The sequence below is a fragment of the Rhodoligotrophos sp. CJ14 genome, assembly GCF_038811545.1.
GTDB classification, from domain to species: Bacteria; Pseudomonadota; Alphaproteobacteria; order Rhizobiales; family Im1; genus Rhodoligotrophos; species Rhodoligotrophos ferricapiens.
In genome coordinates, this window is record NZ_CP133319.1 from 1,658,590 (window position 1) to 1,672,237 (window position 13,648).

Consider the following 13,648-nt stretch of genomic DNA (forward strand, 5'->3'; position numbering starts at 1 on the left):
CCGCATGTTTAAGGCGTTTTCCTACGCGATAAAGCTGTCTGGCTATGTTTTTCAATTAATGAGTCTTTATCTGATTACGGATGTGTTAGAGACTCAAGAGCTAGCAAGCTTCTTTTTTATCACTTCGGCAGCTGCAATCGCTTCGTCTCTTTGTGACTTCGGGTTCATTCGATATTCTTTCCGATACCTGAACCGAAGCACGCCACCATCATTGATAATCGCAAGGTCACTTCAGGCCATTGCGACAGGATCAGCAATTGCTGGACCTATGTATCTTTGCTTGGCCTATTTTGGGGCAGAGAGACTTGATATCGCGATACTTCTATATCCGGGCGCAATTGCAATTCAGCTAGTAAATGTCAATCGATATCTCCTAATTGACAAAAAACAGTACAACAGCACAATTCTGACAGAGGTTATTCAACCATTTGTATTTTTGTTTTTTATAGCAGCATGCTTGACTTTCGGCTATCGTCAACTGACCACCGTCTGTGCTGCCTATCTATGCTCGCAAATCTGTTCGCTCTTGTTCTCAATCCGCATAGCTCATGCGCAAGCGCATTGGCGGGAGGGGTGGCTTCTTGCTTTAGAACGGAGGCACGCGCGTGGAAGTTCGGGACTGTTTCGGAGCCTTAGTCGAGCCGCCCCTGTAGGTCTGGACCAAATTCTGTCCAATGTCTGGTTCCAGTTGCCAGTTGTTTTGAGCGGTATACTAAGCGAGGCGCATACCACTGCAGTGATCGGCCTGTTCACTAGGATCCTCAACGTCGCAAAGGGCTTCGTTAGCGTCTCGGTTACGATTAACCTAGCCTCATTCTACTCAAGAAGCCACACAGAACTAATCGTAAAGCGAGCATCATTCGCAGCTGCTGCGGCGTCTGCTTTACTACTGCCAGCAATATATCTAATTCATTGGTCTATTAATCAGTTTCACCATATTTTTTCTGACGCTCCTATCATATCATTGGTTGATGAACTTAGTGAAAGTGCCGGCGCACTGACGCTTATATTTTCCGGCATATTTTTATATCAGCAGATTTCATTTGCGCTGCTGGGCATTAACCTCAGAAAGCAACGCGCACTCGCTTCCTTTATTGGGATCATAGCTTTTGGCTTCTCGTCGGTCGTTCTAGTCGTCGCTATGCATTATCAAAGCGCATCTCCGTACCTATGGTCGCTAACTGCCTCGCTAACGGCATCAATTACTTTCATGCTCGCAATACTATTCCGAAGGCCGGCTCATGCGTAATGACGTTTCAATCCCGCACAGACGCCTAGTACTTGCCCACGTGTACGCGGATGACAACAAGGGTGATCTCGGGATCATCCAGGCTACAGTATTGGGTTTGTCTACGGCTGCGGAAGCAACTGGCGTTAGGTTGGACGTCACTGCAATGTCGATGTTTGGAGGGGGAGACATTGAGCTTCCAAACACTCATAGGCTTTTGCGGACCATTGTCCCAGAGGTTGTACCTGCGCCGGTAACCCAGAGGTACCAGGAACCACGCGGCGTAATCCGGAGCCTCACAAAAGCGATATCCGTACCCGTCCAAATTCTCTCCATGCTAAGTCGCATAGCTCTCTGGCGCGCACGCATACCTAGTATGTTATGCAGATCTTTAGCTGCGATTCGCAGCGCGGACGCCCTCGTCTGTAAGGGTGGAAGTTTGCTATATTGCGATCAGTCCGTAAGGGGCCACTTCTTTTTGTTCCGCATGTTGTGCCCTATTGCTGCCGCGATCCTTCTTAAGAGGCCCAGCTTTATCTTTGGTCAATCGATTGGGCCTTTTAGAACCCCACTGTCTCGCTCATTGATGCGAGCGATCGGAAAGCGGATGTCTTGTATTTACGTCCGTGACGAGCTTTCACTCGAGCATTTGAGAGAACTTGGCATCCCAGCCGGCAAGCTCAGATTAATCCCGGATCCCGCCTTCCTTCTCACGCGCTATGCTTCGCGTGAGGCTCGCGATCCCAGTCGGCCGATGCTCGGAGTAACTGCACTCAATGTGACGAGAGATCAGGAAGCCCAATCGCAGTATGAGAGAAAGATTGCAACCGTAATTAGCACCTTCTTAGACCGGCACCCCGGTTGGTCCATTCGTTTCCTACCCCAAGTGATCGGCCCCGACCCATGGCAGGATGACCGGATTGTTCAACGTCGGATCGCATCCCTCGTGCCCGAGAAATACCGGGAGTCAATCTCTATTGAAGAGGAGGATTACACTCCTCTCGAACTTTGCACGAGATACAGTGCAGTCGACTTGCTTCTTGCGAGCCGGTTGCATTCCTCGATTTTTGCGTCTGTCGTTTCGACTCCTGCGGTCGTACTAGAGTATCAGCAAGCCAAGGCTAAGGGCGCATTCACCTGGCTCGGTCGACCTGACGATGTAATGCCATGGCAAACAGACGCTAAAGTGATCTCGCAAGCGCTGGATTACAAAGTCGCTCATCTTGAGAGCGAGCGGGCTCAGCTCGACGCGACGGTTGAAAAACTCGCCAACGCGCTTCAATGGGAACTCCAGGGCATTGTCGCCCAGTTTGCATTTGCGAAATGATAAGCAATGCCACCTGAATTTGTGCACCCAAAGCCCCGCACCATCCTCAGAGTAGTTGGACAGAATGGCGGAGGAGGCGCTCGCCTCCATGTCTACCAACTCAACAAAGCGCTAGAGAACACTGGCATCCGTACGATGACCATTATTCCAGCGCCTACATTCGTCGATCCGTTTACTTCCTCCACCTTGAACGGATTAGATTACCGCCACTCTTTCACGTTTCAGGCAATTTATGAGGCAGCTCGCCGGCTGTCGCCTGATCGGGACCTAATTCACTCGCACTTAAGGAATGCCGACGCGCTGTGCAGCCTTGTCAGCCGTTTCACGCGGATAAGGCACCTGATTACAGTGCACACTCCTCTTTTTCGCGGGCGGCTTAGTGTCAGGGATCGTGCTTACTATCACTTGCTTCGACGCGCGTTCACTAAAGCAACTGCAATCATCTTCATTAGCAACTTCATTCGGAATCTCACTCTTTCGCAGCTTAATCTTAGAGATAGCGACATTAGGGCGTACACTATCTACAATTCCAGTGATGATCCCGGTTGTCGCATTCCTTCCACAGCCAGTGATAAGCTGAATGTCTGCCTAGTTGGCGAGCTAACCGACCGAAAGGGCTTTGCTGATTTCGAGTCGATCATTCTTACTCTACATGCAAAACGGGCATCGCACTCGATGCACTTCCACGTATTCGGTGACGGTCCGTGGCGGCAACGGTTAGAGGAGCTAGCAACAAAAACAGGATTGCTAACTGTCTACGGCTACCGCAAAGATGCGGAAACCATCTACGCAGACAAGGACATCAACTTAATGCTGGGTCGAGACGAGGCATTTGGGCGAACTATCACGGAAGCAAAGGCGAGAGGAGTTCCTACGGTTGCCTATCGTGCCGGAGCTTTTCCTGAGCTGGTTCGCGACGGTGTAGATGGTGTTTTAGCGGAAAATCCGAATGAGCTCCTGCACCGCTTGATGCAACTCGCGACACAACCTGCGGACCTCCTTCGGATGCGCCAAGCATCTCGGCTGGACTTTGAACGTCGCTTTACGGTTCAGCGGTTTGCGGCGGAGAATATCGCAGTACTCGAAGAGGTCGCTCCGTAATGTCAGAGCAATTCACCCAGACAGGTTCGTCCAGTCACATCCGCTTTCGTCCTCTCGACGCTGTCTGTGGCACCTTGCTCTACGCCTACATCCTGCTCGGCCCCATAAGCAGAGATCTTGGGATTGTGGGCTTCATTTCTGTTGTTGCCGTTTGCGCAATATACTGCGCAGCGAGGCGCACTCCGCTTGATTGGGCGCTCTTGGCGCTGGCACTACTTTCGTCCACCTACGGAGTTCTCTCTTATTATCACGTATTTCCTAGATCATGGACTACACTTTACGATCCTGAGTACATCGTTCGGCAGCTTGCTACAATACCTGCCTTCCTCTTTATCTTTAGCGCGATGCGTCATCTTTGGACAACGCTGCTCTACAGCCTAAGTTCAAGAGTATTTTCGTTTCTTATGGTTGTCTTACCGGCTGCATCGATTCCGCTCGTGGAGTTATTTCGCGCCGCTGGATCTGGTTTTTCGCTCCCAAATCTAATTGGCTCCTCCGTAATCTTCTTCATTGGGTTAGGAGTAATTTTGCTCTCGTGGAGGCGCACACTGCGCAACATTGCTTTTGTAGTTTTACTTACTGCTTTGGTAATATTTTTTACCCGAAACGCCCAAACTCTGCTGGCAAGCATGCTGTTGATTTTGGTGTTTATATCGCCCAAGCCTCGAATTGTTGCAATCGGCATGGGAACATTGGCTCTGTGTTTACTTATGACGAGCCCATTCCTCTTTCAGCTCGCCCCTTATATTTCTGATCCTAACACGACATTGCGCCTTCTGATCTGGAGCGATGCTTTTACCGCATTCTCTGACAGTTTAGGTCTCGGAATTGGCTTTGGCACGGAAGCTGTGAGAAACTTCTACGCGGCTCATACAGCAGTTACACCATTTCCTGAGGAAAACATTTTAGCAATTTCAACACACAACTCGTTCGTATTTCTGTTTATGAGAACTGGGATAATAGGAGGTCTTCTTTTTTTGGTCTTTTGCTACAGAATAGCTTTTTCAGGATCGGCACAATCTCCAGCCCATCTGAGGGTTGCTATATATTGCTGGTGCCTCGGAATCCTATCTCTCTCAGTTAACGTCGCGCTTGAGAGCCCCCTTTTTATGTTAGGTGTGGCAGCGGCATTCAGCTTAACCAGCTCCATTCTTCAAGGTGGAGTTGGCCAAGCTAGGGTGGCTTCGACGAGATTACGGAGCTTTGTTCCCGAAGTCGGACACGGTGTTTATCTTGCGAATTCTGATCGTTCATAATCGATATCAAACGCCTGGCGGTGAAGATACTGTCGTCCGGTCCGAAGCAGATCTCCTGGCGGCCCGAGGGCACACCGTGGATCAATGGCTCATTGATAACGAAGGAATTAAGGATACATCTACGAAAATCAAAACTGCTCTGAACCTATCTTATAATCGGCAAAGCAGAGATGCTCTGGTCCGGCAGATTCAAGAATTTCAGCCAAATGTTGTCCATTTTCATAATACTTTTCCGCGATTATCACCTTCAGTTTACGACGCCTGCCGGCACATGAATGTTCCAGTGGTTCAGACAGCGCATAATTTTCGGTTCCTGTGTGCCGGCGCGCTTCTGATGCGGGCGGGTCGCCCATGTGAGCTTTGCGTCAAGCGTAGCCCTTATTTCGGCGCCCTTCATCGATGCTACCGCAACTCCTCTCTGGGGTCTTTTGCAGCTGCCCGGATGATCGCTAGACACCGCCGGGAGGGAACTTGGAACCATAAGGTTGACGCGCTCATCGTTCTGACCCAGTTTGCTAAGCAGCGTTTTATCGACGGAGGATTTGCTCCGGATCGCTTGCACGTGAAACCCAATTTTGTAATGGATCCTGGGTTATCCGAACGGAAGCGCTCGGGCTTCTTGTATGTTGGACGGCTGTCCGAGGAGAAGGGCCTACAGACGTTAATTGCAGCTTGGCGTGACATAGATGAGCCTTTGACGATCTTGGGCGAAGGGCCGCTACTTGATTGGATCTCACGTAATGCGCCACGCTCTGTGACGGTGCTAGGTTCTCAATCGAAGGAGACCGTACTAGGGCATATGAAAAACTCATTGGCTTTGATTATGCCGTCAGTTTGGTACGAGGGATTTCCTATGGTAGTGGCCGAAGCGCTCGCCTGTGGACTACCAGTCATTGCATCGAGGATCGGTAGTTTGGAAGAGATCGTCGGCGGCAACCAAGCAGGAATGCTGTTCTCTCCTGGCAATGAAAACGAGCTAAAAGCCCTCGTTCGCAAGACTCTTCGCAATCCTGAGCTTCTAGCGCAGTCCAGCAGGAGAGCTCGACGCGCCTATGAGCGCCTGTACTCTCCTGACCAAAATTATAAACAACTTATGACAATATACACACAATTAAGGTGAGCCAGCAGCTCGCCACCTCAAAGTCTCCATTATCTGCCTGGCCGCCAAGAAAATGAAGATCGTATTGGTGGTGAGATAGCGGCGCCAGAGTCGAGTTGGTTCATGAACTAATCTATGAAGCCACTCCAATCCGAGGCTCTGAACAACGCTCGGAGCCACTGGCTTCACTCCAGCGATAAAGTCGAATGCTGCACCAACACCGATCATCACAGCATGTACTCGCCCCTTCTGGCGTGCCATCCACACTTCTTGCTTTGGACAACCGAGTCCCACAAACAAAACGCCGACACCGGAGGAATTGATCTGGTCTATATACTCCGCTTCCTCAGCAAGAGAGAGTTGCCGAAACGGCGGCGAAGCAGAAAATGCTATCTGCAAGCCCGGAAACAGCGATTCTAGCGTCTGCTGGAGCCGCAACAGGACTTCGGAAGTTCCTCCGAAAAGTCCAATGGGTATGCCGCGCGCAGCCGCCTCTCGGCAAAGTGCCAGCACCTGCTCCCGACCTGGAACCCGCTGTTTGTCCCGTTCTCCAAGAAATCTTAGCATCCAGACCAACGGCATTCCGTCTGCCGTAGCTAAATCAGCCCTCTGCACAATATCCCCGAAATCTTGATTTCTATGGGCCTCAATGGCCATGTGGACATTCGCAACGCAGACGTAGCGGCTTTCCCGGCGTTGAGCCCACTGAATCACCTTCTCAGTCACCTGCTCTAGGTTATCAGGGTCGACCCGCATTCCAACGACTTCGCACATTATCCTTGGTCCGCCTTCAGACAATTGGATGAACGGTCATAAGATGCCCCAAATTGGATCAAATGATGGAATTGGCGACTCCGCTACAAAGCATTCATCCCGCATCGGCCCATCTTACTCGAAAGAGCCAAATTGGATAGCGGCATGTCCTTTAAAATTTTCGCTTCCCTACTCACTGGGTTGGCATTCCTGGCCAACCCTGAGCCCACAGAAGCCACGATGTACTCCTGCGTCAAGAGTCAGCCAGAACCAGTAGCGAAGCTAGCTTTTCTCAGGAATGAGCGGGCAGTCAGACCGGAGCAGTTTGGCGCTATCGGCGATGGATCCACCGATGATACTGTTGCGTTGGCTAAAGCGGACAGCTTTGCGGCGAAGCATAATCTGTACCTGAGTCTCTCACCGTCTCGAACGTATCTCATCGCCAACTTTCGGCCACGGACACGGGGAATTATTGGTGGTCACTCAACAATCAAGTTCACCGATAATGGCGACGGGCCAGGGCTTGTACTAACCGGCAACCAGATCGTCTCTGATCTAGCTGTGGACGCCAACGGGCGCCTCAATGGAATCCACATAACCGATACTAAAAACATTACCATCAACAACATCATTGTCAGAAATTCCTCATATTCCGGAATATATTCTGATAATGTTAGCGGATTATTTATTCATAACTCGACCGTTGTCGGAAATAGATTTGGATTTTTCTTTAGAAATTTGAACAATTTTTTTCTGGATAATGTAGCGGCAATGAATAATGGGTTTTCCAGATATCGAAATGACCATGGAATTACCCTGAAGCACGCACATGATGGACTTATTCGGAACGTAACTGTGGCCAGAAATGCGGCTATCGGCCTGGAGATTGCGCGCGGCATCAATATATCTATTGAGCGGCTATGCACTTACATGAACGGGAGCATGGGCCTATCGATAGCCAACTCGACACGGATCTCAGCACGGGAGATTCAGGTCAGGGAAACCAACCTTTATGGAATTGAGATCGCTGCCACCCTGGGTTCCTCCCGCATCGCGTTTGATCATGCACAAGTTACTGGTTACCCCTTGCGACCAGGACAAAATCGGCTGGATCGAGGGTGGTCAATCAGCGGGAAAGTTGAGGAACTATTCATTTCCAATAGTCGTGCCGAGGGGGCTGTTAGAAATCTTGAAGCTAGCGGATTCTCCCGCAAAATAACTCTTCAAAACTTTATCTCACGCAACCCGATTTCAAATGGTATACATTTAAAGGCGTCCTCTGTTCAGTTAAAGGATGTCGTCGCCGAAGGAGGACAGGTTTCATTGGTCCTGGACGGAGCTAAAGATGTACGGCTTTCAGAGACTTTAACGCCAATGGGCATCCTGATGATTAATCCACCTGTGTCATTCCAGGAGGTGCGTAAAGCAGGGCAGAAGGGCTCAAATGAGCGTTTCGTGGTCCGGAGCCGCTAGCACCGGAGAAGGCGCCAACGCAGTTCAAGGGTAGACGGTGTGCTTAGATGCACCATTTCCTGAACCCACGCACAGCTCGGCGACAACATGCAAGCACTAGTACGCAGCTCGACCTACCACTTTCTGAGCGCGATTGCTCCCGCAATGGCGCTTATGCCCTTTCCGACCGTGTAGATGCCAAAGAAGCTGAGGATAATCGCACCCTGCCATTCGTTGAATGGCTCCGGGAATGCGAAGACCCGCCAGCCCAGCTTAAAGCAGGTATCTAGCGTTACCATGACGAGGTGCAAGGTGAAGCACCCCGCAATGATGGCGGTAATAAAGCGCATCTCCCAGTATCCATTGGTGGCAAGTCTGATCTGAGAGGCCGCCTTTCTCGCCTCGAGCTCGGCTTTGATGTACTCGGAAATGACCGCAGCTCGGACCCGCTCGCTTTCAACCTCAGTCGTTGCTTGGCGCTCGAAATAGGCGAGCACCCGGTCCAGCACGCCGCCGCTGAGCCATGACAGAACCTGAGTGAATAGCCAGGTCATAGTTTACCCCCCGAAGTGCTCGCGGATCTCGCGGCGGAAATAGATGGCGAGGCCAATCCCGGCGACTGCCATTAGGGAGAAGGCGCCGAATGCGTAGAGATTGTTGATGGCACCGAAGATGCCGGCCACGAATGATGCGGCTCCGCCAGTAATGACGCTCCAGACAGTCTTGTCCTTTGCCAAAGCTGGCCCGTCAGGCTTGGCCAGATCCTTGCTGACATCAGGCGGCCGGACTATCGCCTGGGCAGCCTGGATCGCATCGAGGAAGTTCTTGTGATAGCCGGCGATCAGCTTGGCCTTGTCGGTGCCATTGACGATAGCCCGCGCACCCTCAGGGTCATCGGTCGTGAGGTTGAAGTAGTCCGCCAGCTTCTTGCCGGTGAACAGGCCACGCGCCATGCCCTCGAAGAGGATCCGGACGGAGACATCCAGATTGAGCGCGAGATCGGGGTTGTTGACGAGATCGATCCCGAGCAGATCGCCCATGCGCTTATATCCATCGAGCCAAGTCAATTGGACGAAGCCACGCCCGTAGTAAACCTGCCCCGTGGCCTCCTCCCTCCCATACTTGCGGTGGGCCACGATCTTCCTGGCGCCGATATCGGTCGAGGCAAAGCCCTCACGAACAGGGGCGAATTTACCACCTGTCTCGTGGTGGACCGTGGCCAGGATATAGGCCAGCCAACGAACGTCCTTGTTCTGGTCCCAGCTGTCCCAATAGGCCAGGATGGCATTCAGGCCATCGACCTGCTGCTGCGTCAGGCGACCGCCGAAAGGGGCCCGGCGCACATAGGTGAAAAACGTCTTCCGATCGATGCTCATGCGCGATCCCTTTCCCGGTGCGACCAGTACCAAGCTGCGGCCGCAAACAGCCCTATGCCCGCGGCCCTTATGGCCACGGCGCCAAAGCGCTTCATCATTAGGAAATCCCCCGATTTCAGATTTCAAAAGGCAGGAAACGGAATAGATCCAACCACCAAGTCATCAGACAGATGATGATGCCGATTGCCAACGAACCGCCCACCACATACCGCTTGCGCGTCACGGGCAACTGAGGATCCGAATACCAGACATAGCCCATGAACAGCAGCGAAACGGCGCTGACATAGAGCGCGAATGAAAAGGCAGGGTGCTGGAACATTGCCGGAGGCCGACCGGCGACAAGATAGACAGCCCTCCATACGCTCGTGCAAAAGGTGCCAGTCATAAAGCCTGCCAGTGCCACAATGGCATAGTCCGTTCGGTCCGGATGATTGGTGGTCCGGATAATCCTCAGCATGACCCAAAAGAAGATAAAGGCCATCCCGACAACTGCACCGAGCATTAGAGAACTGGCGAACACGAGAGCAAATGCATCAGACGTAATCGCCCAAATGCCCCAGAACAGCGCGCTCAGGATGGCGAACGCCCATATAATCCGGCTTCGTGCAGCGTTTTTGACGAACCTACGCATCATGCCCCCGCACTACTCTTTTCATGCATTCTCGGATGATCTTGTGCGTCTGCTCATCGCGCCAGCGCATCCCCTCCGAGTCGAAAAAGCGGCGAGACACACGGGCCAGCTTCTCTGCTTCCTCACGGTTCCTGCGAACGGCTTCTTCAAGCTCCGGGTCCATGACCCGCGGCTCCGCCTTAAACAGATCGGACAGCCAGCTCATGAGCGATCCCCGGAAGGAGGAACTGGTTTGCCGACGAGGAGGAAGAGGGTATCCTTCAGGCTTTGATGGCTATGGCTCATGGCCACCACCGCTTTCGCGATCTCTTCCTGGCTCCGGATTTGACGTTCAGTAGAGCTTAGAAAAGACTCCAGGGTCTCCCTGGTGTCTTGCAGTGCCGCAGTGTTCACTTCGATGGTCCTGACCATCTGTGTGCGGTCTTGTCGGTCCTGGTCGTTGCGCTGTTTGATATGCCAGAGCAACACGACGATGAGCGCAATGCAGGCACCGGCAAGGATATTCCCCTGCTCGAAAAGAGCCTTGGTCAGGTCCATCCGCCTAGTTCGCTGTCTTTAATTCAGGGGGGTTGCCGGACGGCCACGGGAGAGCATGCGGTAGCGCATCATGGCAGTCCTGATTTTGTTTCCGGCCGATCCGGCATCGCTCCCGGTATAAGAAATTGAGAAGCCCTATGGCGGCCCGAAAGACGCGATTTGCGGTCACTCGCGGCGCTTTCATTAAGTGCTGGTCATATAGACGGGCGACCAATCTGTATTGAGAACATGGCCATTGCCGTTCGTTAAGCGCATCCAGCCCAGCAATACCTTCCCCGATGCCAAGGCAGGTGAATTGTTTCTGACCAGCTGCCCCCTACGAAAATAGCCAGCCGAGGGCATTGAGCCGTTTGACAGCATGAAACCGCTATCCGTTACGGATGAGAACTGGCCAAATGTCGGAGAAGTCGGGTTACAGTCCTGAAAGAGGCTGAAGTTTTCAAATTCGTTTGCCACCTGAGCAATACCGCGAGGAGTTGCGCCCGACCAATCCCAGATATACCTATTTCCACTCGCATGAATTAGAGCGGTCTGAGCGTAGATGTTTCGCTGGCAGTTCTTAAAGGCGCAATTGGTGACAACCAGTCCGCGAATGAACTGCGCGTAAATGCCGTTCCAGCTCGTATTCGTTGTACTCGTCCAAGTCCCATCCAGTGGTTGCGTTCGCAACGAGGACTCATGGTAGGGATCGATGTCGAACAGGCATCCAGTGACCGTTGCCTCGATATGAAGTGCTGCGGCAGCGGCAATTGAAATGCCCTGGGTACATCTGAAGATGTTGTTGCTCGATATGAGTAGTCCCTTGATGTATGTAAAGTTCTGTATTCTGACTGCGTTGCGAACCCCATTCATGATATTGCCGAGGATAGTCACGGAGTCCAAATCTAAGCCGCTGAGGTCGATGCCCTCGATCGTCCGGATGAGCGTTGTGACGGCCGGATCAATTGGCCCATCATTTTCCCAAAGCTGACCGAAGCCTGAGGACGAGAACGTGGTCATGCCAGCCAGCGTCTGTTTGATCGTATTCCCGGAAATGAGGATTGCCGAGTTCGGGGCGCGGGGGTTATCTATGCCGCCCTTGTTGATAAACGGATCTGGCACCTGAAATGCGCCGGTGGCAGAGTTGTAGTCTCCAATCAAAGTTGTGATAGCTTCACCGCCGCTCCCCAGGTTGCGCGTTCCGCTTAGGAAAATTGCTGATCCCTGCGCCCCATAACCAATGACGGCGCTGTCCATGCCGTCCACCAGGCTATTGTTCGTAATCACGACTGAGAACTTGGGCATGCGCCCTTCGGTGTAGATATTTGTAAGGCTTACATTGATGCCATAGCCGTAATAGAACCGACCTCTGTTGTTTGCAATTATGACGTGTCGAGCCCCAAGAACCTTAAGGCCCAAGCACTTCTCGAACCGGTTTCCAAGAATTGCTATGTGAGACTTGATCAGTCGCGTAGTATCAGCAAACACGTTGAGCGCAATGGCATCATCACCCGCCTCAATCACCGTGTTACCGCTGACGAGCGCATAGGTTACGTCAGAGACGTTAATTCCATCACGACAAGTCTTCAGGATCTCGCAATTGAGGACTTCGGCGCGTTCAGCGCGGACGCAGATGCCCATATGGCGACTATAGATAGTCCGGACATTCTGAATGCGAGCGTGCTGGCACCGGCCTATGAAAATAGCCCTACTAGTATCCTCGCCAAGAGCGGGATTTCTATCACCATATCCCCAGGCAGTAAGGTCTTTAATTTCAATGTCTTCGGAGCCATCCGTATCATCAAGCCGGATGATGGATATACCATCGACCAACGCATACAGAACGGTAGCCCCCATCCCTGCGCCGGCCAAGTTCACCTTATTTTTCATCCGAACAAAACTGTTGATACCGAAGATGCCTTTACCCAGGCGAACTGTCCCCCCGCCCTTCAAGTCCATAAAATCAATGGCGTTCTGAATGGCGATGGTGTTGTCTGTTCCGGTTCCCGCAGTCGTGTTTCCATCGCCTATGGCACCGAACATCTCGCAAGAGACGTCCTGATCAGCCGATAGCTCCCACCAGGCCCCATCGGAGGATTGGAACTTGCCGGCGTGACTCGGTTCGGAGCCCACCTTCTTGTAGAGCGCAGCTCCGCCGTCTGTTGGCTGGGCAAAGCCGTTCGTGCGGACATAGGACACAAGAGTGTCGATAGTCGCTTGCTGAGCCGCAAACGTGGAGGCGTACATTGGGCTCTCAAACGGCTGAGCCGACCCCAACGCATCAAGAGCAGCTTGCGCGAGCTGCCGGGACGTGTTTGCCGAAACTGCAAAGTTCTGAGCATCGTCACGAGCACCTTCCGCCTCATCGACTATGACCGCACCAACCGTATTTAGATCGTTGATGGCGTTCGTCTCAGCATTGGCGATTGCGGTAAGAGAGGTGGTTTCCTGGCCCTCCACGGCTTGTATCGCGGCCTGCTCGGCTGATTTAATGACCGCCACAGACGCCGCTGTGCCCGCGCCACCACCAGACACGATAATGAAGCGCTGATTGGCCAGATCCACACTGACGAGGTAGACGCGCCCAGGCGTGAGGGCGTTAGGCTGAAGGGGCTCCAGAAGCTCATCAACCAGCGGCCATGCCATATGCCCATTGGCGGAGAGCACCACCGGACCAGTATTCGCATGGATCGGCTTCAGCCGGAAAACGGTCTGATCTGCATACGATGAAATCGCGGGATCAAAGGCACCCTGGATCGCATTGCCCGTTCCCACCAGGTTACCCAGCTCCAAAGCAACGTTGGTCCAGATCGGGCGGACCTCATTGTTGATGTCCTGGGCAAATTGCGTCCCCGAGCGCGGCCCGGTAGTCGGGACCCCACGATTTGCAGCCATCGATGTTTCCTTGA

Annotated in this window: 13 protein-coding genes; 6 read left to right on the forward strand and 7 right to left on the reverse strand. The window is 52.5% G+C overall.

The window, feature by feature from the left end; translation table 11 throughout:
* Window positions 1-4: 4 nt before the first annotated feature.
* The 5 genes from RCF49_RS07615 to RCF49_RS07635 all read left to right on the forward strand — a co-directional run bounded on the left by RCF49_RS07615 (window position 5) and on the right by RCF49_RS07635 (window position 6,032).
* On the forward strand, window positions 5-1,249 hold the full coding sequence (locus tag RCF49_RS07615; RefSeq protein WP_342643428.1) for a hypothetical protein: 1,245 nt from the start codon (window positions 5-7) through the stop codon (window positions 1,247-1,249).
* Between the two features lie 151 nt (window positions 1,250-1,400).
* Window positions 1,401-2,555 carry a polysaccharide pyruvyl transferase family protein gene (locus RCF49_RS07620; RefSeq protein WP_342644150.1) on the forward strand — a complete coding sequence of 385 codons (1,155 nt, stop codon included), beginning with the start codon at window positions 1,401-1,403 and terminating at the stop codon, window positions 2,553-2,555.
* Between the two features lie 6 nt (window positions 2,556-2,561).
* A complete protein-coding gene (locus RCF49_RS07625) occupies window positions 2,562-3,656 on the forward strand; it encodes a glycosyltransferase family 4 protein (RefSeq protein ID WP_342643429.1) in 1,095 nt (364 codons plus the stop codon).
* Entirely contained in the window at window positions 3,656-4,912 is a 1,257-nt protein-coding gene (locus RCF49_RS07630; RefSeq protein WP_342643430.1) for an O-antigen ligase family protein, read from the forward strand. Before RCF49_RS07625 ends, RCF49_RS07630 begins: the two co-directional genes overlap by 1 nt.
* Entirely contained in the window at window positions 4,890-6,032 is a 1,143-nt protein-coding gene (locus RCF49_RS07635) for a glycosyltransferase (protein ID WP_342643431.1), read from the forward strand. Before RCF49_RS07630 ends, RCF49_RS07635 begins: the two co-directional genes overlap by 23 nt.
* Here RCF49_RS07635 and RCF49_RS07640 read toward each other — a convergent pair.
* The gene (locus tag RCF49_RS07640; protein WP_342643432.1) at window positions 6,024-6,785 is read right to left on the reverse strand and encodes a WecB/TagA/CpsF family glycosyltransferase; all 762 of its coding nucleotides are present in this window, start codon (window positions 6,783-6,785) and stop codon (window positions 6,024-6,026) included. The genes RCF49_RS07635 and RCF49_RS07640 overlap by 9 nt on opposite strands.
* A 144-nt stretch (window positions 6,786-6,929) precedes the next feature.
* Here RCF49_RS07640 and RCF49_RS07645 point away from each other — a divergent pair, with 144 nt between their 5' ends.
* Window positions 6,930-8,237, forward strand: coding sequence for a right-handed parallel beta-helix repeat-containing protein (locus RCF49_RS07645; RefSeq protein ID WP_342643433.1), 1,308 nt, complete (start codon window positions 6,930-6,932; stop codon window positions 8,235-8,237).
* A gap of 113 nt (window positions 8,238-8,350) precedes the next feature.
* Here the strand turns inward: RCF49_RS07645 and RCF49_RS07650 are convergent, their stop codons facing one another.
* The 6 genes from RCF49_RS07650 to RCF49_RS07675 all read right to left on the reverse strand — a co-directional run bounded on the left by RCF49_RS07650 (window position 8,351) and on the right by RCF49_RS07675 (window position 13,634).
* The gene (locus tag RCF49_RS07650; protein ID WP_342643434.1) at window positions 8,351-8,770 is read right to left on the reverse strand and encodes a hypothetical protein; all 420 of its coding nucleotides are present in this window, start codon (window positions 8,768-8,770) and stop codon (window positions 8,351-8,353) included.
* A gap of 3 nt (window positions 8,771-8,773) precedes the next feature.
* Window positions 8,774-9,592 (reverse strand): glycoside hydrolase family 19 protein, encoded by an 819-nt coding sequence (locus tag RCF49_RS07655; protein WP_342643435.1) that lies wholly within the window; start codon window positions 9,590-9,592, stop codon window positions 8,774-8,776.
* A 115-nt stretch (window positions 9,593-9,707) separates the two neighbouring features.
* On the reverse strand, window positions 9,708-10,226 hold the full coding sequence (locus RCF49_RS07660) for a hypothetical protein (RefSeq protein ID WP_342643436.1): 519 nt from the start codon (window positions 10,224-10,226) through the stop codon (window positions 9,708-9,710).
* The gene (locus RCF49_RS07665; protein WP_342643437.1) at window positions 10,216-10,428 is read right to left on the reverse strand and encodes a hypothetical protein; all 213 of its coding nucleotides are present in this window, start codon (window positions 10,426-10,428) and stop codon (window positions 10,216-10,218) included. Before RCF49_RS07665 ends, RCF49_RS07660 begins: the two co-directional genes overlap by 11 nt.
* Window positions 10,425-10,760 (reverse strand): hypothetical protein, encoded by a 336-nt coding sequence (locus RCF49_RS07670; RefSeq protein ID WP_342643438.1) that lies wholly within the window; start codon window positions 10,758-10,760, stop codon window positions 10,425-10,427. The genes RCF49_RS07665 and RCF49_RS07670 overlap by 4 nt, the downstream gene beginning before the upstream one ends.
* A 183-nt stretch (window positions 10,761-10,943) precedes the next feature.
* Window positions 10,944-13,634, reverse strand: coding sequence for a right-handed parallel beta-helix repeat-containing protein (locus RCF49_RS07675; RefSeq protein ID WP_342643439.1), 2,691 nt, complete (start codon window positions 13,632-13,634; stop codon window positions 10,944-10,946).
* Between the last annotated feature and the right edge of the window lie 14 nt (window positions 13,635-13,648).

Excerpts from the sequence above, each read along its gene's own strand:
- RCF49_RS07615 (WP_342643428.1), top strand. The coding sequence starts at position 5 with ATGTTTAAGGCGTTTTCCTACGCGATAAAGCTGTCTGGCTATGTTTTT.
- RCF49_RS07620 (WP_342644150.1), top strand. The coding sequence starts at position 1,401 with ATGTTTGGAGGGGGAGACATTGAGCTTCCAAACACTCATAGGCTTTTG.
- RCF49_RS07625 (WP_342643429.1), top strand. The coding sequence starts at position 2,562 with ATGCCACCTGAATTTGTGCACCCAAAGCCCCGCACCATCCTCAGAGTA.
- RCF49_RS07630 (WP_342643430.1), top strand. The coding sequence starts at position 3,656 with ATGTCAGAGCAATTCACCCAGACAGGTTCGTCCAGTCACATCCGCTTT.
- RCF49_RS07640 (WP_342643432.1), bottom strand. The coding sequence starts at position 6,785 with ATGTGCGAAGTCGTTGGAATGCGGGTCGACCCTGATAACCTAGAGCAG.
- RCF49_RS07645 (WP_342643433.1), top strand. The coding sequence starts at position 6,930 with ATGTCCTTTAAAATTTTCGCTTCCCTACTCACTGGGTTGGCATTCCTG.
- RCF49_RS07650 (WP_342643434.1), bottom strand. The coding sequence starts at position 8,770 with ATGACCTGGCTATTCACTCAGGTTCTGTCATGGCTCAGCGGCGGCGTG.
- RCF49_RS07655 (WP_342643435.1), bottom strand. The coding sequence starts at position 9,592 with ATGAGCATCGATCGGAAGACGTTTTTCACCTATGTGCGCCGGGCCCCT.
- RCF49_RS07660 (WP_342643436.1), bottom strand. The coding sequence starts at position 10,226 with ATGATGCGTAGGTTCGTCAAAAACGCTGCACGAAGCCGGATTATATGG.
- RCF49_RS07665 (WP_342643437.1), bottom strand. The coding sequence starts at position 10,428 with ATGAGCTGGCTGTCCGATCTGTTTAAGGCGGAGCCGCGGGTCATGGAC.
- RCF49_RS07670 (WP_342643438.1), bottom strand. The coding sequence starts at position 10,760 with ATGGACCTGACCAAGGCTCTTTTCGAGCAGGGGAATATCCTTGCCGGT.
- RCF49_RS07675 (WP_342643439.1), bottom strand. The coding sequence starts at position 13,634 with ATGGCTGCAAATCGTGGGGTCCCGACTACCGGGCCGCGCTCGGGGACG.